The sequence below is a fragment of the Leucobacter faecis genome (assembly GCF_054456635.2).
Genome location: NZ_JBTJEP020000016.1, coordinates 65210 through 86524, shown reverse-complemented (window position 1 = coordinate 86524; position 21315 = coordinate 65210). Strand labels below are relative to the sequence as shown.

Annotated in this window: 23 protein-coding genes, 1 tRNA gene and 1 pseudogene; 17 read left to right on the top strand and 8 right to left on the bottom strand. The window is 59.6% G+C overall.

The features are described from left to right. The first annotated feature begins 824 nt into the window (after positions 1–824). Entirely contained in the window at positions 825–1592 is a 768-nt protein-coding gene (locus ACXR2T_RS12295; protein WP_458839607.1) for a hypothetical protein, read from the top strand. Positions 1593–2787: 1195 nt separating this feature from the next. On the opposite strand, the pseudogene ACXR2T_RS12290 reads toward ACXR2T_RS12295, so the two are convergent. Next, positions 2788–3006: pseudogene (locus ACXR2T_RS12290) on the bottom strand (transposase); the annotation flags it as partial. 1541 nt (positions 3007–4547) lie between these two features. Here ACXR2T_RS12290 and ACXR2T_RS12285 point away from each other — a divergent pair. The 5 genes from ACXR2T_RS12285 to dxs all read left to right on the top strand — a co-directional run bounded on the left by ACXR2T_RS12285 (position 4548) and on the right by dxs (position 10246). Beyond that, the gene (locus ACXR2T_RS12285) at positions 4548–4997 is read left to right on the top strand and encodes an RNA polymerase sigma factor (RefSeq protein WP_458839605.1); all 450 of its coding nucleotides are present in this window, start codon (positions 4548–4550) and stop codon (positions 4995–4997) included. Positions 4998–5534: 537 nt separating this feature from the next. Continuing rightward, complete coding sequence (locus ACXR2T_RS12280; RefSeq protein WP_458839604.1) at positions 5535–5804, top strand: hypothetical protein; 270 nt, start codon at positions 5535–5537, stop codon at positions 5802–5804. A gap of 795 nt (positions 5805–6599) precedes the next feature. After that, positions 6600–6905 (top strand): hypothetical protein, encoded by a 306-nt coding sequence (locus ACXR2T_RS12275; RefSeq protein ID WP_458839602.1) that lies wholly within the window; start codon positions 6600–6602, stop codon positions 6903–6905. 323 nt (positions 6906–7228) lie between these two features. Then, on the top strand, positions 7229–7879 hold the full coding sequence (locus tag ACXR2T_RS12270; RefSeq protein WP_458839601.1) for a zeta toxin family protein: 651 nt from the start codon (positions 7229–7231) through the stop codon (positions 7877–7879). Positions 7880–8332: 453 nt separating this feature from the next. Continuing rightward, positions 8333–10246 carry a 1-deoxy-D-xylulose-5-phosphate synthase gene (gene dxs / locus ACXR2T_RS12265; protein ID WP_458839599.1) on the top strand — a complete coding sequence of 638 codons (1914 nt, stop codon included), beginning with the start codon at positions 8333–8335 and terminating at the stop codon, positions 10244–10246. A 79-nt stretch (positions 10247–10325) separates the two neighbouring features. Here dxs and ACXR2T_RS12260 read toward each other — a convergent pair whose 3' ends face one another. Both ACXR2T_RS12260 and ACXR2T_RS12255 read right to left on the bottom strand, forming a co-directional pair. Then, complete coding sequence (locus ACXR2T_RS12260) at positions 10326–11174, bottom strand: M23 family metallopeptidase (protein ID WP_458812791.1); 849 nt, start codon at positions 11172–11174, stop codon at positions 10326–10328. Between the two features lie 101 nt (positions 11175–11275). Then, positions 11276–11950 (bottom strand): phosphoribosylanthranilate isomerase, encoded by a 675-nt coding sequence (locus ACXR2T_RS12255; protein ID WP_458839597.1) that lies wholly within the window; start codon positions 11948–11950, stop codon positions 11276–11278. A gap of 94 nt (positions 11951–12044) precedes the next feature. Between ACXR2T_RS12255 and ACXR2T_RS12250 the strand changes: the two genes are divergently transcribed. Beyond that, positions 12045–12536 carry a hypothetical protein gene (locus ACXR2T_RS12250; protein WP_458839596.1) on the top strand — a complete coding sequence of 164 codons (492 nt, stop codon included), beginning with the start codon at positions 12045–12047 and terminating at the stop codon, positions 12534–12536. Positions 12537–12677: 141 nt separating this feature from the next. Then, the gene (locus ACXR2T_RS12245) at positions 12678–12992 is read left to right on the top strand and encodes a hypothetical protein (protein WP_458839594.1); all 315 of its coding nucleotides are present in this window, start codon (positions 12678–12680) and stop codon (positions 12990–12992) included. Positions 12993–13328: 336 nt separating this feature from the next. Here ACXR2T_RS12245 and ACXR2T_RS12240 read toward each other — a convergent pair whose 3' ends face one another. Then, on the bottom strand, positions 13329–13541 hold the full coding sequence (locus tag ACXR2T_RS12240; protein ID WP_458839592.1) for a hypothetical protein: 213 nt from the start codon (positions 13539–13541) through the stop codon (positions 13329–13331). A gap of 8 nt (positions 13542–13549) precedes the next feature. Next, entirely contained in the window at positions 13550–13963 is a 414-nt protein-coding gene (locus tag ACXR2T_RS12235) for a hypothetical protein (RefSeq protein WP_458839590.1), read from the bottom strand. Positions 13964–14383: 420 nt separating this feature from the next. Here ACXR2T_RS12235 and ACXR2T_RS12230 point away from each other — a divergent pair, with 420 nt between their 5' ends. The 7 genes from ACXR2T_RS12230 (at position 14384) to ACXR2T_RS12200 (ending at position 18583) form a co-directional block, all read left to right on the top strand. Further along, positions 14384–14695, top strand: coding sequence for a hypothetical protein (locus ACXR2T_RS12230; RefSeq protein WP_458839588.1), 312 nt, complete (start codon positions 14384–14386; stop codon positions 14693–14695). 1 nt (position 14696) lies between these two features. Then, the gene (locus ACXR2T_RS12225) at positions 14697–14858 is read left to right on the top strand and encodes a hypothetical protein (protein WP_458839586.1); all 162 of its coding nucleotides are present in this window, start codon (positions 14697–14699) and stop codon (positions 14856–14858) included. Next, complete coding sequence (locus ACXR2T_RS12220; RefSeq protein ID WP_458839585.1) at positions 14858–14995, top strand: hypothetical protein; 138 nt, start codon at positions 14858–14860, stop codon at positions 14993–14995. Before ACXR2T_RS12225 ends, ACXR2T_RS12220 begins: the two co-directional genes overlap by 1 nt. A 181-nt stretch (positions 14996–15176) precedes the next feature. Beyond that, positions 15177–15347, top strand: a complete 171-nt coding sequence (locus ACXR2T_RS12215; protein WP_458839583.1) for a hypothetical protein — start codon at positions 15177–15179, stop codon at positions 15345–15347. Positions 15348–15435: 88 nt separating this feature from the next. Next, a complete protein-coding gene (locus tag ACXR2T_RS12210; RefSeq protein WP_458839581.1) occupies positions 15436–17433 on the top strand; it encodes a hypothetical protein in 1998 nt (665 codons plus the stop codon). Further along, positions 17430–17702 (top strand): hypothetical protein, encoded by a 273-nt coding sequence (locus tag ACXR2T_RS12205; RefSeq protein ID WP_458839580.1) that lies wholly within the window; start codon positions 17430–17432, stop codon positions 17700–17702. The genes ACXR2T_RS12210 and ACXR2T_RS12205 overlap by 4 nt, the downstream gene beginning before the upstream one ends. Next, positions 17702–18583: a hypothetical protein gene (locus ACXR2T_RS12200; RefSeq protein WP_458839578.1), complete on the top strand. Its 882-nt coding sequence runs from the start codon at positions 17702–17704 to the stop codon at positions 18581–18583. The genes ACXR2T_RS12205 and ACXR2T_RS12200 overlap by 1 nt, the downstream gene beginning before the upstream one ends. Here the strand turns inward: ACXR2T_RS12200 and ACXR2T_RS12195 are convergent. Beyond that, a complete protein-coding gene (locus tag ACXR2T_RS12195) occupies positions 18528–18761 on the bottom strand; it encodes a hypothetical protein (RefSeq protein ID WP_458839576.1) in 234 nt (77 codons plus the stop codon). The genes ACXR2T_RS12200 and ACXR2T_RS12195 overlap by 56 nt on opposite strands. A gap of 360 nt (positions 18762–19121) precedes the next feature. Between ACXR2T_RS12195 and ACXR2T_RS12190 the strand changes: the two genes are divergently transcribed. After that, positions 19122–20060, top strand: coding sequence for a rolling circle replication-associated protein (locus ACXR2T_RS12190; RefSeq protein WP_458839574.1), 939 nt, complete (start codon positions 19122–19124; stop codon positions 20058–20060). Here the strand turns inward: ACXR2T_RS12190 and ACXR2T_RS12185 are convergent. Both ACXR2T_RS12185 and ACXR2T_RS12180 read right to left on the bottom strand, forming a co-directional pair. Beyond that, the gene (locus ACXR2T_RS12185) at positions 20008–20463 is read right to left on the bottom strand and encodes a hypothetical protein (RefSeq protein WP_458812797.1); all 456 of its coding nucleotides are present in this window, start codon (positions 20461–20463) and stop codon (positions 20008–20010) included. The genes ACXR2T_RS12190 and ACXR2T_RS12185 overlap by 53 nt on opposite strands. A gap of 145 nt (positions 20464–20608) precedes the next feature. Then, complete coding sequence (locus tag ACXR2T_RS12180; RefSeq protein ID WP_458812799.1) at positions 20609–21097, bottom strand: Dps family protein; 489 nt, start codon at positions 21095–21097, stop codon at positions 20609–20611. A gap of 134 nt (positions 21098–21231) precedes the next feature. Here ACXR2T_RS12180 and ACXR2T_RS12175 point away from each other — a divergent pair. Continuing rightward, positions 21232–21308: transfer RNA gene (locus tag ACXR2T_RS12175), tRNA-Ile, on the top strand. Positions 21309–21315 lie beyond the last annotated feature (7 nt).

The window sequence follows — 21315 nt, the reverse complement described above, 5'->3', positions numbered from 1 at the left end:
CGCGTGACCGCTACCGGGCACTCCCACGTCTGCTACCGGGTCAACCCACAGGCGCTACCAAAAGCGGCTGCTAAACAACGGAGCTCCTCGGCAAGGGAGCGCTTGACGCGCAGATGTGGGCACGCTCGCTGACACACGTGGTCGCTGTATCTGGTGCGAATTCTGTCTAATGAGGGGGGTGAAATTACGAGTGCTTTGGTTTTTATGCGCCGGTCGGCAGAAACGTAGATCAGGTTAGGGACTACAAAAAGCCCAGAGCGGATCAGTGCGCGATCAATATACGTAAGGTACGCGATGTCTTGACTTTTCTCTGATACTCGACAATATTCTATTCAAGCTAGAAACATTCGTTGGAAGCTATTAGTAAGGAGAAAGAAATGGCATGTGCATGCGCCGGGAAAGTCCCGGGAAACCCGAATAATAAGTGTGCCTGGTGTGTGGAAGCAATCACGCAAGGCAAATCGCCATCGAGCCACAGCTGCCAGTGGGGTTCTTGTTCCTGAAAAACACTAGCGTGTTTTAGATGAAGCTTGTAGACAACGTTATAATTCGCCAAATTGAGAAGTATAGATCCTCTATGATCTTCGAACCAAATTTGGCGACGCAAGATCACCAACTTCATTTTGGTCAATAGTAATTGGCAATGCCGGGGCTAGGGGGGAATAGGATTCTTTCTCTGGCCCCGACGTTGGGATCTGGGGTACGTGAGGGGTGAAGGTCTCGTGAGCTTTGTCTTAGCTTCTGGCCGTAATCGCTCACTTCATGTGGTGTTTTACTGGGCGGTGCATGAGCTGTAACACGCCTCTACCGGAGGGCATAAAGGCATGATTGACAATTCAACTAGGACGCTTATCGACAAGGGGTTCAGGCCATATTTGATAGAGCAAGGCCTCACAGTTGAGCTCAACGCACTCGAGATGGGGCTCAACATGGGCAGTGTCTACAGACTTACTGATTCGGGGAACTCTGCCGGGGGAGCCCATGATATTTCAGTAATTCCTCGGGAAGATGGATTCGTCATTAGCGTTGAGGTGGCTTCTATCGATGTGGCCCAAGAATATATCGAGTCACTCCGCGAGCGCGACGATGGCTTCTCCCTTGTTCTTACCCCGGCCACACCTGACGGTGCCGTGGGTGGCTATTGGTCGCTCGGAATGGCTATTGGAGAGGACGTTTGGGAAGAGTTCCCCGGTTGGGAACTAGTACTTGCGGATGCTCAGACAGCACGAAGCTTCGTTAGCTTCCTTCTGCAGCACGCCCATAGACTTAGAGAATATGTTTGGGTTCTTGTGCGGAGAGCCACTGACCTCGGAGACAACCCTCGCGAAGTTGCGTTCGGCGCACTTCAAAACATTATCAACAACCCACACCTGATCCAGACCGGTGAGATTACTCCAGATCATGCACTTGAGGTGTTTCGTCGGGGATTTAGTGTCATCCCTGACACAGACATGTACGAAGCACTTCGATCGTGGCTAGCCGGACAGGCTATGCAAGAGATGGCTCAGGGCCAGTTCGACGGCCCGTGGTCAGCATTCAGCGAAGGTGTACGGGAATTCGGAGAAACACGTGGTTGGTCCGGAGGCAACTGAAATTCAGCCTTGAACTATAATTAGGTTTTGAAGTTCCTTGCAGATTCTGGGTGTCAGTGCAAGACCACTGGGGGTCGTTCATCTTATTGCGGGGCGTGTGGAATCCGAGGGTCTTGCGCGGTCGATTACTGCGCTGAACGGTGGCAGTCTGGATCTCCGCAACGCTTATGGTATAAACATCGGCGCCTTGGGGTAGTAATCACATAAGAGCCCGTTGAAATTCTGATTTGTTTCACGCTGCCCTGGGGAATACGGATTGTCTAGCCGAACCTTTAGATAGCAGGTGTGGGTCAAGCTGTCAGTGTCCGTGGGTGTATCCGATAGCACGCTCCCGAGCGAAACTAAGAGTTTGCTTCCATCCATGCTAATTCTGGCCTGGGCGGATGCAAGGGAGCCCTCCATGGCTGACTACCGGTTGATCATGCAGATACTCTCTAAGCAGTGCCCTTATCGGCAGAGCGAGATGTGATGACGGTTGTTCGCATCGCGCGATCGCACGAACCCGCCGTGTTCCCGATCCTGAACGGTACGCCACTTTCGAGCAGGTGACGGCGCTCTTGCGTGCCTAGACAGATCATCTCTTCAGCAATGGTAGAAAGAGTGTCATTTCGGAGTGCCTGCCCATTGATACCGACAAGATCATCCCAGTGTGGCACGGATTGAATTACAGTCAGAAGCATACATTCACATCATTGATCTAAACATAATTGTGATGCCTGTAGTAGAGGTAAGCGGTAGCATTTTGGGGAACCAAGGAGAGGTTCACTTCAAGTGCCACCGGAAATTACCCGACCTTTCCCGATGTGAAAATAATCACCTTTTATTTAATTACGGCGAAGGAAGCCATGAAAGCCATAGACGACAACGCCGGTCGGATTCACCCCGGAAGTACTCCCTGGGGTGAATCCGACCGGCGTTATGATTTCTACGCTGTCTGGTCTAAAGGCATAAGGTAGTCGTGGTCAGACAATTTGCTTTGCCGCCAGAACCAAGGCGTTTCACGTCTATTGTGCGGCACCACACTTTGAACAACGTCTCGTACCTGAATTGTCACTTTCAACTTCTTCGCCGCAGCAGTTCGATTTAGCCATTTGGGACCCTCAATCTTTTCGGACTAGCACTTCACAAAATTATGCTAACGCCCAAATGAACAATTGTGAAGATACCGAGGAGCTATAGTGATTTTCCTCCAGTCGACGAAATGATTGCCGTCAGCGTTGACTCCGTTCGCGACGAGCACCATGGCGATAAACCTGAGCGGGCCCGTGTTGCCCGGCGGACGGTGGCGGAACTGGTCAACGTATTCGTCAAGATCTGTGGCCATCCGGGAGACCTGTAATTTCGAGGGGGAGTGGATCCCGAGGGCCGTCACGAGTTTGTCCATTCGTCGGGTATTTCCACCGGCGAGGTAGCAGGGGTCTGCCGAGGGCTTGACTGACTCTTGTCCGCCTGTTCTGAAGGACCGGCTAAGAGGGTAGTATTCACTGCCGAATGCTCGAAGGGGGTTCAAAAGTGATTTGGTCTAACGTCTTTACCGATTGGCAACCCGGGGTCACAGTGGTGCAGCGTTTGGGTAAGCGTGGCCATCATTTGTTGGTCGGAAATGGTAATCGGGCTCGGAATGATGATCCGTGGAGATTCTCGTCGCACCCCAATCTTTGGCTCTACGTAAGTAGTCAGCGCTGTCAACTCCCAGGTGATCAGCCTCCGGTGCGAATTGTCTCTAATTCCAGGGTTCGCGAAATTACACTTACCTTGGCTGATGCGTGCCGGCCAGCGGAAATTTTGACCAGGCTGGAGCCTTCCTCAAGCCCAGAGGGCATCAATTAGACCGTCGTGCACCAGACCCCTACGGCTGCAACGCCACGACGAGATGTATGGTCACCTACAGCCCCAAAGGATGCAGGCTAGCGTTGTCACCACACGATTGCTGCTCAGACATAAGGGAAAGTATCCAATAATAGTGGATACCTTCCCTTGTCAATTCCAAAGCCACGAATAGGTGCACGAAAGCTCGCGCCAAGCCCAGAACGCTTCATCGAGACTGGCATGCCTGTTACCTGCTCAGTGAGGCAGAAAGATCCTGTCATAAGCCGATGGCCTGGAACAAGCGAGGCATGGTGCTCGGGACCTATGGCAAACTTTCGTAGCTTCCCTAGCTGTAGCGAACCATGGCGACTGCTCCAGGGAACATGGCTTCTAGCGTTCCTTTAACTGATGACAGTGCTCCTTGGGCCCTTTGGACGAGCGCATCGGACCCCTTGATGCGAACTGAAGCAAATTCAGTTCCGGGGTCCGCATACAACTCAAGTGTCGCCCCCTCTTCTCCATCAATGGAATAGACGTACTTTGTATCCAGTGCACTAGATCTGTCGACACGTGTGTCTGGTACTCGTAGAATCTGAGATTCAGCCAAACTCTCTAATGTCGGAGACCCACCAATTGCCGAGAAAAGTTCCTGCAGGGTTGCCGTACTAGTCGCTTTCACCAACATGAGAGTTACAGCAACAGATTTTGATTTCCTGCTAAAAAGCCCCATAGTGATCTCTACCTTCTACTCAACATCTAAGCCATAGTAGCGGCACTTATTTGGGCCTCGAGGGTGCATCTGAACTTGAAATACAGCATGACCATCGCCGGAATTTGCCTCAAGTAACCAGTTTCCAGATCTGGTTTTGGACGCCTCTGTCCTAAACATTCGCTACCCCCAACGGTAAATAAGAATTTGAATTTCTTATCATAGTTGTGAACAGAAAGTTCAGCATCGCACCTGAGTCAGGCCTTGGGTCTGATACAACGATTGGTGTTTTTCCGTCCATGAATCTGGCGGGTTTTGTTGCCCGAAACTGGAATGAGCTGGTTAGGTGCAAGTAGATTTGTCGTTCAATACAGTCGATATCAGCAACGTAGTTTCCCCTCGCACCCCAAACTGTGGCTCTACGTAAGTAATGCGCGGTGTCATCTCCCACGCGATCAGTCTCTGAAGTCTTCTACCGCGCTTACGAAAAGCATCAAGCAGGTGTGAAGATAGGGATCCCGTGGCTGATCACCACTTCGCGCAATCTGGTCGGAAATGTTTACCAGAAACGCGTGACCGAAAAGGCGCATATACAGCGTGTTCTTCATGAGGAACTCGCAAACGCTGGTGCCTGGGAAAGCGATCTCGAAGACTTCGAATTGAGGTTGGTGCTTACCACGCTGAAGCAGAAGGATTCGCTCGCGCTGCAGCTCACGTATTGGGACGGCCTTAGTGCGCCGGAAGCAGCACAAGTCATGGAGTGTACGGTGCCGGCGTTTTGGGCTCGCCTTTCCCGCGCCAGGAGAGCTCTCCGCTCAGCATTGAAAGACCAGGAATTGAAATCATCCCAACCTCAAAGCGCAAAAGGAGGAAAAATTCATGGATGACGTTACGCGCAGATTCCGTGATGCGAACCCATACCGAGATGGCCGGCTGCCGATCTCCGCGGAGACCTCACTCGCGAGCATCCTTGACGGCGAACGCCCGCCGGCTCCCCAGTCGCAGGGTCAGCTCAGCAGGTCTCGGGGGCGGCTTCCGGTGTTCCTTTCCGGTGCTGCGGCGTTGGCGGTGTTGCTGATCGCGTCAATGATGGCCGTACTTCAGCCGTCGCCCAAGGCCATGGCTGTTGCTCTCCAGCCGCTTCCGATACGATCAGCGACCCAAACAATCAGTGATCTACGAGCGGAGGTGAGCATGTTCGAAGCAGCATCGGGGGTGCCATCACGGCTTGGGTCCTCGCTGGAGGGGTGGTTCTTCATCTTCGACGTTGATAACCCCAGCAGCGGTTTTGTTCAGCCTCAAAAACGAGAGGTGATCGCGAACGCGGATGGATCAGGGTTAGCCGGCTGTTCGCGGGCACACCCGTTGACGCTTACGGCACAGCAATCGAGCCGCTCCCCGAGGAGGCTTCGCAGCCAGGATCGATGCTTGAAAAGCTTGATTGGGGTGCAGGGGAGCTGTTCGGCGGATTTCCTGATGCGCCCCCGGAGAGCCCTGAACTCATGAGGGACTACCTCGACAAGTACCTGCACCTCAGTGGGTTTCCGACAGACGTTTCCTACGGGGCTGCAGAGTACGCGCAGGCGGCAGTGTCGCTGCTGCAAACCTGGACTCTCAGCCCGGCCGCCGAACGATCACTCATCGCTGCCGTTCTGGGCGGCGAGGGAGCTGAAGTGAGCGGGCGCGACCACTGATCGCGCCGGACGGCCGGGCCTACTTATCGGGCTGGGCAGGGGAACTCACCACGCTGAGGGTGTGTCAGAGCAGCTGGTGATCGACACGAGATCTTGGAAGATCCTTGCCGCAGAAACCATCATGACCGGTGGGAATCCAGAGGCATCGCTGCCTCCTGATTCTGTCATCTCATACACACTTTGGAGGTAGTCCATGACCACTACGCGACGCACGAAATCTTTGCTCAACGAAACCGCCCTGTCTCATTGGAACTTCGATCGTAGGGATGAGCTTAGCGGCGGATGTCATAGAGACGGATCCCACGGCGAGTGCCATACAAGAACGAGTTGACGAGGTGCTCGTTGAGCATTCTGGAAGCACGGAGACCACCTGGAACGAAGTCGCCGGAGACAATGGCGATGTCCCATTAGTAACTGACGTGAGGCTATGTGCGGTCATTAGTTCCGAACGAACGCAGGGCAGCAGCAGACGGCGGGTGAGTAGCTGGCGGCGCGCTACTTGGGAGACGAAAGCGTTCTCAAATACGTCGGCTGGCTTCCCGAGCTCTCCTGCGGGCCGCGCATTGCTTCTGAACCCGACTTGTAGTGCCCTGCCGAAGACCATCCAGACGCCCGAGCCGAGCGCCCTCGAGCACCAGGCGAAGCTCGTTCACCTTGTTTATGAAGCTACAGGGCGTCGCGCGCGCGGCGTAGCGGCGCGTCAAATCATGGCGGGGAGCCGGTCGGGCTCACGCAGGGCTGAGAGGCTTGGATCGGCTCCCCTGAAACACTAATGGATCGATTACAATGAGTGCTATGGCAATCATGAAGGCATCTCCGGGCAGCGCTGCGATCACGCTTGCCGAGAACATTGCTCGCCGTGCCCGCCGACGCGGAACCAACACGCCCCTTGAGGTGACTGCCCTATTCACTCTGGGGAAAGTTACCCATGACGAGATGCTTCAGGATCTATGCAGCCGTGATTACACGTACGGCAAACCGCAGGGTTATGACGCTTACGCTCCCGGATCATGGGACGAGGTCAAGAGAGCTCGGATGTTCAAGCTGATTTCCTCGGAGGATTACGCACTCATCTCGACACGCCTCAGAGAGAAGCGGTGACATTTCTCGCCAGCCGGGAGAGGCGAGAATGGCTGTTGCGGGAGCTGCAACCAGGCGGTGAACTGCACTACAGCTCCCACAGCGTTGATCTACCTGCTGATGATGAGTAGGACGGCATTCTGGATCGGGCTGTAGAGCAGCACGTCGCAAGCACTCGGCAGGGGAAGCCTGAAGGCCTCGCCGCAGTGTTTACCGCTGGACCTCCTGGCGCGGGGAAGTCTTACGAGATCAGGAAGAGCCTTCCTCAGGCACATGAGTATCGGAGAATAGACCCTGATGATGTCAGAGACGTCATTCTTTAGATCCTCCTCGACGATGGGTACTTGCAGAACCTCCCAGAAGCTCCCGGTGGTCCAGTGTCGCCGCGCGAAGCTTCTGGACTGATCCATGCTCAGGCCGTCGAGGCAGCGGACGCAATTCGAATGCGATGCCTGCTGTCTGGTGAAAACTTCATTATGGAGGGGACGCTGACCTGGAGCGGAATTGTCGATCAGACAGTTGACGAGCTCAATGGTGCACCATCACCATACCGCCAGCTCAAAATCATTAACGTCGAGGTCGGTGTTGAAGTCGCCGTTTCCCGTGCAGAGAAACGCTGGGTCGAAGACTGCGCCACTCACCCCTTAGGGGGCCGCTTTGTCGACCCCGATCAGATTCGAGCCATGTACTTCGGCGGCAATCCCGTGTCGACCGGCAACGCAGCCTCTCTCTTGGAATCGGCACGTGAAAGCGGTATTGAGACGGAGCTGCTGAGGGGTGCAAAGAATCGCTTTAGCCTCATGCTGGATTTCGCAAAGAACTTGCTGGGGGCTATCTCCACTGAACCTCGGGCCAGGGTCTCCACGTTGAACCAACGGATTGGATCATGCGGGGCGGTTCGCGTGACTACGCAAGCAGGAGTTGAAGTGAGCAGGTCCGAGCCTTGTTACTTGAGGCCAGGGCACAGAGATAGGCACCGCTTCCGCCGTCCGTAGCGGCGCCACGGGCGGAATGCCTATGGAGAGTTTTTGTTTTGGCCAGTCAAGCCGCTAGTGCCTTCTCGCGCTGTTCGGTGATCCATTCTCGACCAGCGCTTTCCTCTCGGGTTGAGCCGTAAGCAATGTACGCCAAGGCCTCAAGCACGGCCCTGTGGCGTTCTGACGTCTGCACCGCGACGACATTGCCTTCCTCGTCTCGTGAGAGATTCAGGGTTCGTGCCGCGTCCACCACATTTCCCGACACTATGACTGAGGTTCCATAACCAACGAGGCCCAGTTCATCAGCGATCATCGAGCCGATCACGGGTGCCGTCGAATAGCCCAGCAGACGAGCGATCGAATATCGCGGCCCCCGCCTCGCCCAGTGCGAAGCGGGGGCCGCGTTAAGTTTCGCGGTAGACTGATGGGATGCGCGGGGCCCTTGGCCCGCGAAGAAATGGAGAGTAACGGGTGGCGATTCTGGACCGCATTGAGTCTCCCGCAGATCTGAAGCAGCTCACCCCAGACGAGTGTCTGGTGCTGGCGGCAGAGATCCGCGAATTCCTCATCGCAGAGGTGGCGAAGACCGGGGGACACCTGGGCCCAAACCTCGGCGTCGTTGAACTCACGATCGGCCTACACCGTGTCTTCGACTCTCCAAACGACCCGATCGTGTTCGATACGGGTCACCAGAGCTACGTGCACAAGATTCTCACGGGCCGCAAAGACTTCGCGGGGCTGCGCCAGCGTGGCGGGCTCGCCGGCTACCCGCAGCGCGCAGAGTCAGAGCACGACATCGTCGAAAGCTCGCACGCGTCGAGTTCGCTCAGCTGGGCTGACGGCATCTCGCGCGCCTTTACCCGCACCGGGCAGCACGACCGCAGCGTCGTGGCCGTCGTCGGCGACGGCGCCCTCACGGGGGGCATGACCTGGGAAGCGCTCAACAACATCACCGACGATAACGACCGCAACCTCGTGATCGTGGTCAACGACAACGGTCGATCCTATGCGCCCACCATCGGCGGCATGGCTCGGTTCCTAAACGGCGTGCGCTCGCGCGGCAGCTACCGCGACCTGCAAGAGGGTAGCGAGAAGCTGTTCTCACGCCTCGGCAAACCCGGCCGCAGCTTCTACCGCGGTGCCCGCGGTGCACTGCACGGCTTTTTGAGCCGAGCGAGCAACAACGAGCACCTGTACTCAAACCTCGATATCAAGTACTTAGGCCCCATTGACGGCCATGACCTTGCCGCCGTCGAAGAGGCCTTCACACAGGCCAAAGGCTACGGCCGCCCCACGCTCGTGCACGTGATCACCGAGAAGGGCTACGGCTACGCGCCCGCCGAGAACGATCTTGCCGATCAGTTTCACGCGATCGGCAAGATCGACCCAGACAGCGGTGCCCCCGTCGCCAAGTCATCTGCGCCCACCTGGACGGGCGTGTTTCGCGAGCACCTCGCCGAGCTCGCAGAAACCGACGAGCGCATCGTCGCCATCACGGCCGCCATGCTGCAGCCCACGGGCCTCGACCTGCTCGCCGAACGCCACCCCGAACGCGTCTACGACGTGGGCATCGCCGAACAGCACGCGGTCACGAGCGCGGCCGGCCTCGCCTACGGGGGCCTGCACCCGGTCGTCGCGGTCTACGCCACCTTCATGAACCGCGCGTTTGACCAGCTGCTCATGGACGTCGCGCTGCACCGCGCCGGCGTCACCTTCGCGCTCGACCGCTCGGGCATCACCGGGCCCGATGGCGCAAGCCACAACGGCGTCTGGGACCTTGCGACCCTGCAGGTCGTTCCCGGGATCCGGATCGCTGCCCCTCGCGACGCGACGAGCCTGCGGGAGCTGCTCGCCGAGGCCGTCACCATCGACGACGGCCCCACGGTGCTGCGATACCCCAAGGGGGCCGTGATCGAAGAGCTGCCCGCGCTCGAGCGCCGGGCCGACGGCGTCGACGTGCTTCTCGCCGATACGCCGGGGGAGCAGGCCGATGTGCTGTTCGTCACGGTCGGCCCGATGGCCGAGGTCGCCCTCGAAGCCGCCGCCATCTTGCGCGCACAGGGCATCACCTGCACCGTGATTGACCCGCGCTGGGTCGTGCCTGTCGCGGCTTCAGTGGTCGACATCGCACGCAACCACCGCCTCCTCATTAGCATTGAGGACGGCATTCGTGTGGGAGGGGTGGGAACCCGGATCCGGCAGGCGCTGAGAGACGCAGGCGTCGACACCGCCGTGAGCGAGTTGGGCACGCCCGACGAGTTTCCGGGCCACGCCTCACGCGGTGAGCTGCTTGAGGCCGCGGGCCTCACCGCGGCGCAGATCGCACAGAACGTCGCCGAACAGGTGAGCGGGCACCGGATCCCGATCGCGCGCCCCGCGCACTGACCCCGCTTACCCTCGTAACGTAGTTGAGCCCCCGGCACCTTGCGGTGCAGGGGGCTCGACTACGTTACGACGCCTCTACCTATTTGGACGACTGCTTTGCGTCGTCGGCGCGAGCGGGCAGCTCACGCGGGGTCGTGTTGTACTTCGCGAGAAACGGCATCGGGTCAGCGGGCTCGTCGTTCACCCGGATCGCCATGTGCAGGTGCGCGCCGAAGGCCATGCCGGTGGCGCCCACCTCGCCCACGAAATCGCCCATCTCCAGCTGGTCTCCGACCTGAATGCTGTGCGAGTTATCGATCATGTGGCAGTAGCGGCTGGTGACGGTCTGCCCGTCGATCTGGTGCTCGAGCTTGAGGCCGAAGCCGCAACCGTCTGAAGTTTGGCCGGCTTCAAGCACGACACCCTCGGCGATCGCCTGAATGGGGGTGCCTGCCGCGGCGGCGAAGTCCTGTGCGTCGTGAAACTGCTCAACCGGGGCGGTGCGGTAGCCAAACGGGTCGGTCAGCATGACGGGCGCGGCAAACGGGTAGTTCACCATCACCTTGGGGTTAAAGGTATATGAGGCCTCGGTGATCTCTTCAGACGCGACGCCCGTCACATCAATGAATGACCCCGGCATGTCTGCGGCAGACACCTCCGAGAACAGCTGCTGCTGGCCGGCGGCCGCCTCGGCCACGTCACTCTGGCTGGCAATCGGCAGCACCGCGACGAGCGCAAGGCCCCCTACGCTGAAGGCCGCGGCGACGGCGGCGATCTTCTGCCTGGTGGTGCGGGGCGCACGTGCGACAGCACGCTCGGGAGCTGCCGCGGGGGTGTGCGCGCGACGGGGAACCCGGTACGAGATCTCTTCACCCTGACCGCTCATCGCTTCGCGAAGGCTGCGCCGTGTAGGCAGATCTGTAGTGGATTCTTGCTGTGCGTCAGTCATGCAGGCTTTCTCATTGGCGGACGCGCACCGATCGGGGCGCGTTTGAATATAACGAATAGGTTACATCGGGTTTACTGAAAACACCAGAACCAAATGTTTTGCTATTGGGGGAGCGAATGGCGGGACGCCGCAGCACTCGCGCGAGCGGCGGCAATGAACGCTTCAATGCGCGCAGCGTCTTTCACGCCCGGCGCAGACTCGACGCCGCTCGAGACATCGACGCCTGCGGGGTGTAGCTGCGCAATCGCCGCGGCGACGTTGTCGGGGGAGAGGCCCCCCGCGAGCAGCCAGCTCGTGCCAAATTCGCTGGGCGCGCGGCCCTCGAAGCTCCAGCGTGCCCCCGATCCGGGGTCTGCGCCGTCGAGCAGTAGGCGCTCCTCACCAAATTCTCCGGGAAGAATGCCGGGGAAGTGGGCGAGGGAGGCCGCCCGCCACACTCGCGGCATGACCGCTTTGGCGGCGGCAAAGTCGTCGGCCGAGTAGCGACCGTGCAGCTGGAGTACATCGAACCCGAGGCGCGCAGCCATCTCGGCCGCATCGCGCGCGGGCATCTTGTTCACCACGAGCACCGTGTCAACGGCTGCATTCGTGGCCTTTGCGGCCGCGATCACGGTGCGAGCTTCTGCCTCGGTCGCGTCGCGCGGTGTGCCGGGGCTCATCACGACGCCGATCGCGTTTGCGCCCAGTTCAACAGCGCGCTGCGTGAGCTGCGGGTCGCGCATACCGCAGATCTTGATGTAGAGCGCGGGGGAGTCGGGCGTGGGCAAAGTGGTCACCTCTCTAGTCTACGACTACTGTGATGAGGGAAAGCCGCGCCTGCAAGAAGGCGCGCTGGCGGTAGAACACCCGGCACACAGGAGCGAAACACACATGGGTTCATCGAGACGATTTCTTTCGGCGCTTGCGGCGGGGCTGGTAGTCCTTGGCGCGGCGGGCTGCTCGGGCCCGTCACTGGAAGACTCCCTGAACCCTGAATTGGGCAAGTCCGACTGCAAGCCCGCGTCACCCGCGGCGGGGCCTGAGCGCCATTTCGCGATCATCGGTACGCCGCTGACGAAATCGGCCAGTGCGCAAGGGCTCTTCTTTAAGGGCGACGCGGCCACAAACGGTGAAGCCAAGCCCGGTGAGCGTAAGTTTGTGGTGCGGGTCACGGGCGAGGGCAAACTCGGAGCCGAGGTCACCGCGCCCGGCGGTAAGCCGGCGCAGCTTTCGGCGGATCCGGAGCCGCGCGATCGTGACGACCTCGCGGGCCCCGGTGATGAGTGGCAAATGAACCTTGCACTCGATGAACCCGGCTGCTGGGCGCTGACGCTCACGCGTGATGCCGAGCCGACGGCTGCGTTCTGGTTCGACGTGCAGTAACCGCGGTCGAGTGTGCGAACTTGCCGCTCGTGAACCGAGCGCCGCGGGGGCGAAATTGCGGCCCCCGCGCGGTAGTCAAACCCTAGAGCTGACATAATATAGATTATCGACCGCGCCGCGGGGACTTCACCTTATGCGCCATTGAGCACGTACATTGAGCGGTATCTTCGGCGGCGTGCCAGACAACAGAGTTATTTTCAGCAGGTCGAAGTTACGCGCTACCGGATTAACGAGCGCACGGGCGCAATACGCGAGAGCACGCGCCGGGTTAAGCGGCGTAAACAGCACTACACGGGCGGCTCAGGCTTCCTGGTCGTTAATGACGGGCTCGCTGCCGCCGCCGAGCTCGAGCAGCTTGTTAGCTGGTGGTGCGAAGTCACCGGTCATGCTGCCGGGGCGTTCTCCATGTATCAGCGATTGCGCGACGCGCACGGCAGGATTGAGACGACAGCCTAACGGCGTCATCGTGGACGCTGGCGGGCCGGTCGGTCTGCTCGTAGAATATGGGCGGGCGTGGGTCGTCTCCCCCGCGACCTCGCCCAGCTTTCCCGTGTGGCGCGCAGCGCCGCACGGGCGAATTTTTTCGCCGCATCGGCGCTGCGGCTGCATTCGGTGGGGGGTCGTCGTGGTGTTGCTGCTGCGGTTGACTGACGCGGGCCGGGGGTAGCGTCGCTGTTATCAAACTGTGATGCCGGCCGGCGGGTTTCGCTACGATTGTAGTGCAAGTAAATAGCCGGCTACATATTTACGCATCGTTTGTTGCGTAAATATATAGCCGGCTATTGTGTTACGTTACGGTTGTTGCTGATCTAGGAGCGTGTGCAAGTCCTCGAGCGCGTCGGCATAAATGGCCGCGCGCGTCTTTGCAAGCTCGAGGTCCCCGCTCATCACGGCATCGCGCACGCGATCCGCGGCACGGCAGATGCGTTGCGCCGTCGCCGCAAGGAGCGCCTGCACTTCGGCGCTACTTGCGGCGGCTACTTCCCAGAGCTCATACGCTGACATTGCACGGCCTACAGCTTCCCGTGCTTCATGTCGTCGCGGCGCGGCGCGGTCTTGAGCCGCAAGAAGTCGCGCACTTCGTCGGCGGTGTAGCCGTAGTCGCTCACGTAGGCCGCTTCGAGGTCGCGCCCAAGGTCAAGCCAGCCTTGCACCTGCGCCGCGGTCACACCAAATTCTGCCGCGACCTCGTCAATCGTGGTGTCGTTGGCGATCCGCTGCCGCAGCTCAGACACTTTGTCTTCGATGCGTCGTAGCGCGTCCCGCGTATTCACGATTTCGCGGGCTGTCTGATCCCACGCCGTCACGATTCCGGGCCGCGTATTCTCAGCGATCCAGCGCGCCTTGTCGTCGAGCTCTCGCAGCTGCTCGCGTACTTGCTCGAGTCGCCCCGTCATGAACTCGAGCTGTTCAGTCGTCCTATTCACGATAACCCCCTCTAACTTTTTCTTCCCGTTTGGGTGCTTTAGCACCATCCGGGAGCACGGGAACGGAAGCCCAGCGGTTCCCGCGCGTGGCGCGACGTAGGAGCGACACGGGCGGGGTTCGCGCCCGGGGCTGAAGTGGACGTGTGGACGGATACAATGCCGAAGGCCAAACGGGAAGAAAAGAAAAAGAGCGGCGCAGCCGCTACGAAAAGGGAGCGCAGCGACTCCCCGCGAAGCGGTACGACATGGCCTGTGACCTGCGAAAATCAGCCGACACTCAGCCGCCCCCAGCGCTTACACATTTCATTCGCTGCTGACTCTGACCGTCAGGGCGTGCGCTGGGCTTGTTATATAGCGCATAGTTGAAAGCAGCCCCCGCGGTAGGGCACGGGGCCTAGAACTAACAAAGGAGTGGTGAGCATGGCTCAGGTAAAAGATTCACGCGTTCTGCTTACGGGCACGGTCGTAGACCTGGAAGAAGATTTCGCCTTCGAGGACGGGACCCGAAAACTTCGCGGTCACAAAATCGTCGTGAATAGTGGCGATGGTATGTCTGTGGTCAAGCTGTTTCTTGACGCCCCGATCTCGAAGCCGTCATTGGGCGACACGGTGCTGTGGTGGGTACGCCCGACACCGTGGGCGATGGACGGGGGCCGCTCAGGAATGAGTGTTCGTCTCCTCGAGACTGCGACCGCGAGCGAGCTCGCCGCGCTCGCTGAGCTGGCGGTGTGACATGTCCCCCATCATGGCGGTGTTGCTGGTCGCGTGCCTGATCGGGTACGGGCTCGCGCTGCTGCTTCTCGTCGTGTGGGTACGGGCCGCGATTGCGCGCAGCGAATCACGGTTCGTGTCCTCGGCGGCGCTGTCCATAGCCACACCTGAGCCGGTGCCGTAATGGGACCCGACGACGTGGCGGCGGCTGAGTACCGGGCCGAAGTGCTCGCCAACCTCGAGGTCATGACGGCGGTTGCCGTGCTCGGCGTCGCCCTCGTCGTGTTCCTGCTCGCGGTACTCACAGTCAGGCACCTCTAATGCTTGCGCTCGTGGTTTTGTTTGGGTCGGTCCTCGCAGTGGTGCGGGGCTGGCAAATCTTCCGTTACATGGTGGACTCGTGAGCGTCACAGAGGCCGTGGAATGGGTGCTCTTCGCGCTCGCGGGGGGCGTGGGTATCGGCCTAATGGCCGCTCTGACGTCATTGAGGAGGTGAATATATATGTTTCTTGCAGCAGAAGGCGGCATTGATCTTGGCGCATCGCTGGCAACGGCCGCGGCTGAGATTACCGCTCAGGTGGGCGCGGCGCTCCCCGTAGCGCTTCCCGTGGCGGGCGCGATCATCGCGGTAACCGTCGGGTGGAAGCTCTTCAAGCGCTTTGTGCGCGGCTAGTCACTTCGCGGTGATGTTTAGGGGACTCGCCCGCCACAGTGCGGCGGGTCCCCTCCCCCTTTTTTTACGAGTGCATAAGGAGTCAGGTGTGATGCGGAACAGGCTACGGGTAGGGGTAGTCCTGGCGGCGGTGCTGCTGCTGGGCCTCGGCGCGCCAGCGTCGGCGGCTTCCGCGGTCACCGACACGATTACGCAATCTGCCGACGCGCTGCCGCCTGGCTATGACCCCTCTAAGGGCAAGTGGCGTAAATGGATGATTAACGTTCTGTCGTCGCAGCTTGGGAACGCTGCGCCGGATCCGTGGCAGCGCGAACAGATCGCGAATCAGTACCAGTTCAACCACAACTTCTGGGACGGCCTCAACAAGAAACACGGCTATAACAGCCAGAACCCCGAGTATTTAACGCGCCCGCAAACTGTAGACGAATACCATATTTCGCAGTGGGAACAAGAAATGAAGCAGAAGGGCGGCACGGGCGGTAAAGCGCACGCGGTTCCGGCGACGAAGCCGACGAAGTGGCAAAAGACCGCCAAAGCTGGCGGCGCTCTCATGGCCCTTACCGCGTTCCCCCTCGGCACGATGTTAGGCACCGCGGGCGTCGATCTTGTGGGCGGCTGGTTCGGGTTTGATGGGGACTCTTTAGCCTGTTCGGGGTCGATCGATACCGGGTTTGTAGAGCTACTGACCGGCCGCGATTGCGAATCAGTGTTTGCCTTCAATAAGGATTATGAATTCCCGGGTCCATCGAAAGCGCATTGCGTGCGTATGGGTGAGGATCGTAGCGTTGTTTGTCTAGCGGTTCGCCTCGCTGAGTTGAAGGGCACCCCGTTAAATTGGTCGCAATGGTTTTGCCTAGTAGATGTCGGATACCCGGGGGCCGAAGCAGAATTTCCGGTGTCCAAGAAAGCGCGAATTTTTGTATCCGAGAAAGGGGGGCCGGAAGTGGCACCAGGCGCGCTAACTATTCCCGAAAACTGGGGCGGCTGGCCGGTACCACCTGATCACCCCTCGGGATGTACTCAAGGTATAACCTGGTCCGTTAAGTTCAAGGATGATGAACCCCGCGGGACTCTTGAAATCAAGAGAATTGAAGTAACAGCGCTTGACGGTAAAGTGTCTAACGCATTCTCGCTGGATGAAGAAGAACTAGAAAGTTTTTTTGATTGCACCGTAACTTATACCGATGGTTCATCGTTGACATCTACAGGCGCATCCTTTTATCCCAGCGCGGGCCTCATTAGCCCGCCTCCGTGCCCGGGCACTCCTGACGGGAAGATACCCGACGAAGTTTCAATCACCGACGAAACCGGCGAAGAAGTCTCACGCCAGGAAGTACTACCAGAGACAAAAGACTGGTTCGAGAATTTCCCAGAGTGCGGGCTAGGGGCGTGCAAGCTCGACCTGATCAAGAAGCCCAAAGCTTCGTGCTTCGATATTGAGGAAGGGTGCGTGGGCTGGTGGGAAGACCCGAACAAGAATGACGTGTACCAGTGCCGCTACGGCGTGAAAGACGTAGCTATCGAAGAATGTGCAGTGTATGCGGGTTTGTTTGAAGAAGGTCGAGTTGGCACCTCCACGGAATATACGGACCCCGAGACGGGCGAATGGTCCGGCGGCGTGAACACGAAGGGCAAAGATCAAAGCGCCTACGGCACCGCGATACAAAACCCAGACCGCGCCCGCACCTGTAAAGAAATCAACGTCAAGGGGTTTGACCCCATCGGGTTTATTATGCGCCCGGTACAGTGCGCGCTGGAGTGGGCGTTCGTGCCGCGGCCCGCGGTCGTAGAGGTGGGGCTTGCTGGCGGTGAGGCTGCTTGGAAGAAGAAACCCCCTGCGGTGATTGCCGGGGCGGTCGGCCAATGGAGAGTAACGCCAACTGCGTCGGGCTGTAAAAAGACGGTCACTATCTTTAGCGGTCAATTTGAGTCGTCCATATCGCCGGTCGATGCGTGCGCGGGCTCCTGGTCTGAACCGGTCGCCGCGGTGTCTCGTATTGCTACCTCAGCGGGCATGGTCGTTCTTGTGGTGGTGGTGCTGCGCCGCCAAATCTCGGGCATGGTCGGTTATGGGGCCGGGCAATGATCCTCGAATGGTTAATAGAAATGGCGGTGGGCCTGTGGAAGTTCCTAGCGGGCCTCTTCCCTGACTGGACGCTCCCGCCCGAGCTCGCGAGCGCAGACGGGATGCTGGGCCAGTTGTTCGCGTTCGGGCAGGGCCTCGAGCCGTGGGCGAACTGGCCACTGTTGGCGACGCTGGGGGCGATCCCGCCCGCGGTCTGGATTATCGGCGTAATGATTAAGGCGGTACGGCTGCTAATCGGGCACGTACCATTTATCGGGGGGAACGGGTAATGACAACGAACATGGACCGCCTTTTTTTAGCGGACCTGGATGAGGCGCTGCCGTTGCCGGTGGCAGACGTCACGGCAGCGACGCGCCAGCGGCGCGAAGTGACGGCAGAACCGGCTACGGCTCGCCTGCTCAGCCCGCATAACAAAGCGCTCGCTACTCGTGGCATACTGCGCCGCCGGTCAGCGCCGATCATGGGCTACGTCGGGTTGAATGGACAGGGCAAAACCTTTTCGATGGTGCGCGATTCGCTGCTGTCCCTCGCGCTCGGGCGCCGGGTCCTGTCCACGGTCACGATTCTTGACCCCGCTACAGGCGAACCTCACCGACTGTTTGAACGGTTCACGTCGTGGGAGCAGCTGCACGGCTTCCGAGACGGGGACGTGCTCATGGACGAAATCACGGGCATTATGGATGCCCGGGACTCGGGTATGCCTAAGCATGTGCGGCGGCTACTCCCCCAGATGCGGCGCGCTAACGTCATGGTGCGCTGGACCGGTATTGACTTTGACAATACCGACCGACGGCTACGCCAACTGTCACAAGCGGTGGTGCGGTGCCGCGGGCATCTGCCTAACCGGTCCCTCGAGCGCGGCGGCGGCGTACGAGATGCGGTGTCAATGTGGGCACCTAATCGCCTGTTCGTGCTGACTACGTTTGATTCGCAAACACTTGTTGACACGGGCGACGCTCGGGCGCTCCAAGAGGACCCGGGCCGCAAACGCCGCGCTAAAGTCCTGAACCGCGAATTTGTGTACGGGCCGCGCGAACCAGCGTTCCAGTGCTACAACACTTTGGACGCGGTGTCATCGGTAAGCAACTCCTGCACTACTTGCGGGGGTCGTCCGGTGGAGAAAACATGCCGCGGTCACGGGGTGGCGTGACCTTCGGCGTGCGGCGGGCACCGTCGCGCACACCTGCTGCTCGCCCTAACCGGTACGCCACAAACGCTGTTAGGGCCGCGATAGACACGGGCACGATCGAGCCCGCATCGATAGACAGAGCTACGGCACCGATGCCGACGATGACCGCCAGGACTACTAGAAATCGTTTTTCGCGCATGGCTCGCATTGTAGCTGCGCATCGTCTCGGTCTGGTGGTATGGTGGGGCAAAGAAGAAGCCGCCACCTGGCACGGTGACGGCTTCGGAATACCGAGTGAATAGGACCCGGCACCATGAGTGTAACAGCCTCACGCATCATCAGTGCTGATGATATGCGGGCCGCTGTCGCTGCGATCCCTCGCACAATGGCCGATTGGCAGGGCCAAGAAGGGCCACGCCTCGAGCTCACCATATCGCCGGGTGTGGTGCGCCTCGCGCGTCGTGACCGTAACCGGGCAGAGCGGGCACTGGATCGGCGGCACGGTGACCGGGCGCGCGAAGTGCGGGCGCTGCGATCCGATGGTCTGTATCCTGGGGGTATGACTGGCGCGAAACGGTCTTCTATCACCTCGTTTACGAGGCAGGCACGGTCACGCATGGTGCGCACGCTGTGCGAACTCGATTATTCGCCGCTCTTCAAGGACGGGAACCGGCCCGCGATGGTCACGCTGACCTTGCCGGGCGCCTGGGAAGTCATCGCCCCTACGGTGCAAGATTTTAAAGCGGCGATAGGTCGATTTCGTGCGCATTATCTGCACTCGTGGGGCTCGAGCATGGCGGCCGTGTGGAAGATGGAATTTCAGCGCCGCGGCGCGCCACATCTGCACCTGCTGACGACTCCCCCAACTGGCAAAGCGCGCGGCACGGGTGAGACCTTTAAGGAGTGGCTGGGGCGTGCCTGGGCGGGCGCGTGTCGCACGGCTGATTTGCTAGGGCCGCTCGAGGCTGAAAAACATGTGCGGGCCGGTACGGGCATTGACTACGACCCGCGGGGTAACTGGATCGACGCGAAGCGTATTGCCATTTACTACGCCAAACACGGCTTGTACGGGTCCAAGGAGTACCAGAACCAAGCGCCGCAACTGTGGATCGATGCCGGGTCTGTGGGCCGCTTCTGGGGGTACTGGGGCCTTAAAAAGGGTGGCCGCACTATCGAGGTAGACACCGAAACGGTGGGCGTACAGCTCGGGCCTGATCCTGAGGTGTTCCGCGCAGTGCAGAAGTGCCGCGAAGCGGGCTTAGAGGTTACTGTGCCTCTGCTGGAACATATCGAAAAACAGATTATCGTTACTTCACCCTGGAGTGCACCCGAGCCCGGTTGGCGGCTGTTTGTTCGCGCGATTTTGCCGCCGCAAACAAACAGCCGCCGCCCCTCAGCGTGTGCCAATCGGTGCGCGCTAGTCAGTGCGCACTCACTAGCGTGCGCTAGTCGACCTGCGGCGTCGCTGAGTACTCGGGCGCGATTGACAGCGCGTTGAACAAGAACGGGCGCGTAACGCGGTCGACGCTCAGCGGGCAATGCTTCGTGCCCGCCGGAATGTAGATCGAGCCCGACTGGGTAATAACGCGCTCTTCGCCATCGATGGTCATCGTGAGCTGAGCGCCCAGGTCGCGTGGGTTCTCGGGGTCGCTGCCCGTCCAGATGAGCACCTCATCATAGTCGTGCACATGCTCGCCGACCCACGGGTGCGCCTCATCGTCGGCCGTAAACCACACGTGAGTCATGTGCACCTTGGTGTCGTTCTGGGTCTGCGAGCCCACAAGCTCACAGCCCTCACCCTGGTTGGGAGGCGTCGGAATGCCGGCGTTTTCACCCTCGGTCTCAAACTCGAAGTTGAGCGCAGGCAAGGTGTCGTTTAGCAGTCCATCAAATTTGCTCACAGAATACTCCTTTGTAGTCGTTAACCGGGGCAGTCGCAGCGACTCCCCCGGTTATTCTCCTACTGTAGACAAACGGGCTTTGGCCCGCAAGCCCTATGTGAGCTCCTCAGGGCGCCCCACAACGTCCCACACCCCAGGCGTGGAGCTACTCGGCAAAGTGAGACACCAAGAACCAGCGGTCCTTGTCGAGCTGTTGAGCCACCGCGATCACGATGTCTTGACTCACAAGATCAATGTCGTCAAGACCCTTCACCGCGGCGTAGACGGTCTCGAGGGTCGCATCGAGCTGTGCCACGATTTCGCGCACCGTCACACTCGAACGTTGAAACCCATCGCTCAGGGCCGGGGTGGTCGTACGCTCCGCGACGGTGCCAATGCGGGCATCAATGGGCAGGCCAAGCGCCACGATGCGCTCAGCAACGGTGTCTGAGGCGTCTTGCGCGTGTGCGACAACGACATCGAGAAACTCGTGCACGCCCATAAAATTCTCGCCCCGCACATGCCAGTGTGCCTGCTTGCCGTTGACGGCAAGTGCCACAAGGTCGTGCACGACCGGGGTAAGGTACTGCGCAACGCCTGAGGGGCGATGAAGGTCGCCCTGGGCGGCGGGAACGGTGATCTGCTTGGTGGCCATCTGAGTGTTCCTTTCGTTGGTCGCGTACGTGCGAACACCCCTAACGCTACGCGTTTTTGACACGCCCGCAAGCAAGGTGAGGCTAGGCTTTGCAGATCGGAGGCGGCTTTCCAGTAAGATGGAGGGGTTGTCTTGGGGCGGTAGCTCAGTTGGTTAGAGCACACGACTCATAATCGTTCGGTCACGGGTTCAAGTCCCGTCCGCCCTACCAAGCCACT

What these genes read in the sequence shown, in the direction of transcription:
- ACXR2T_RS12295 (WP_458839607.1), top strand. Translation starts at nt 825, where the DNA reads ATGATTGACAATTCAACTAGGACGCTTATCGACAAGGGGTTCAGGCCA.
- ACXR2T_RS12220 (WP_458839585.1), top strand. Translation starts at nt 14,858, where the DNA reads ATGGGACCCGACGACGTGGCGGCGGCTGAGTACCGGGCCGAAGTGCTC.
- ACXR2T_RS12280 (WP_458839604.1), top strand. Translation starts at nt 5,535, where the DNA reads ATGCTTGAAAAGCTTGATTGGGGTGCAGGGGAGCTGTTCGGCGGATTT.
- ACXR2T_RS12215 (WP_458839583.1), top strand. Translation starts at nt 15,177, where the DNA reads ATGTTTCTTGCAGCAGAAGGCGGCATTGATCTTGGCGCATCGCTGGCA.
- ACXR2T_RS12260 (WP_458812791.1), bottom strand. Translation starts at nt 11,174, where the DNA reads ATGACTGACGCACAGCAAGAATCCACTACAGATCTGCCTACACGGCGC.
- ACXR2T_RS12225 (WP_458839586.1), top strand. Translation starts at nt 14,697, where the DNA reads ATGTCCCCCATCATGGCGGTGTTGCTGGTCGCGTGCCTGATCGGGTAC.
- ACXR2T_RS12200 (WP_458839578.1), top strand. Translation starts at nt 17,702, where the DNA reads ATGACAACGAACATGGACCGCCTTTTTTTAGCGGACCTGGATGAGGCG.
- ACXR2T_RS12180 (WP_458812799.1), bottom strand. Translation starts at nt 21,097, where the DNA reads ATGGCCACCAAGCAGATCACCGTTCCCGCCGCCCAGGGCGACCTTCAT.
- ACXR2T_RS12250 (WP_458839596.1), top strand. Translation starts at nt 12,045, where the DNA reads ATGGGTTCATCGAGACGATTTCTTTCGGCGCTTGCGGCGGGGCTGGTA.
- ACXR2T_RS12195 (WP_458839576.1), bottom strand. Translation starts at nt 18,761, where the DNA reads ATGCGCGAAAAACGATTTCTAGTAGTCCTGGCGGTCATCGTCGGCATC.
- ACXR2T_RS12240 (WP_458839592.1), bottom strand. Translation starts at nt 13,541, where the DNA reads ATGTCAGCGTATGAGCTCTGGGAAGTAGCCGCCGCAAGTAGCGCCGAA.
- ACXR2T_RS12205 (WP_458839580.1), top strand. Translation starts at nt 17,430, where the DNA reads ATGATCCTCGAATGGTTAATAGAAATGGCGGTGGGCCTGTGGAAGTTC.
- ACXR2T_RS12190 (WP_458839574.1), top strand. Translation starts at nt 19,122, where the DNA reads ATGACTGGCGCGAAACGGTCTTCTATCACCTCGTTTACGAGGCAGGCA.
- ACXR2T_RS12275 (WP_458839602.1), top strand. Translation starts at nt 6,600, where the DNA reads ATGGCAATCATGAAGGCATCTCCGGGCAGCGCTGCGATCACGCTTGCC.
- ACXR2T_RS12230 (WP_458839588.1), top strand. Translation starts at nt 14,384, where the DNA reads ATGGCTCAGGTAAAAGATTCACGCGTTCTGCTTACGGGCACGGTCGTA.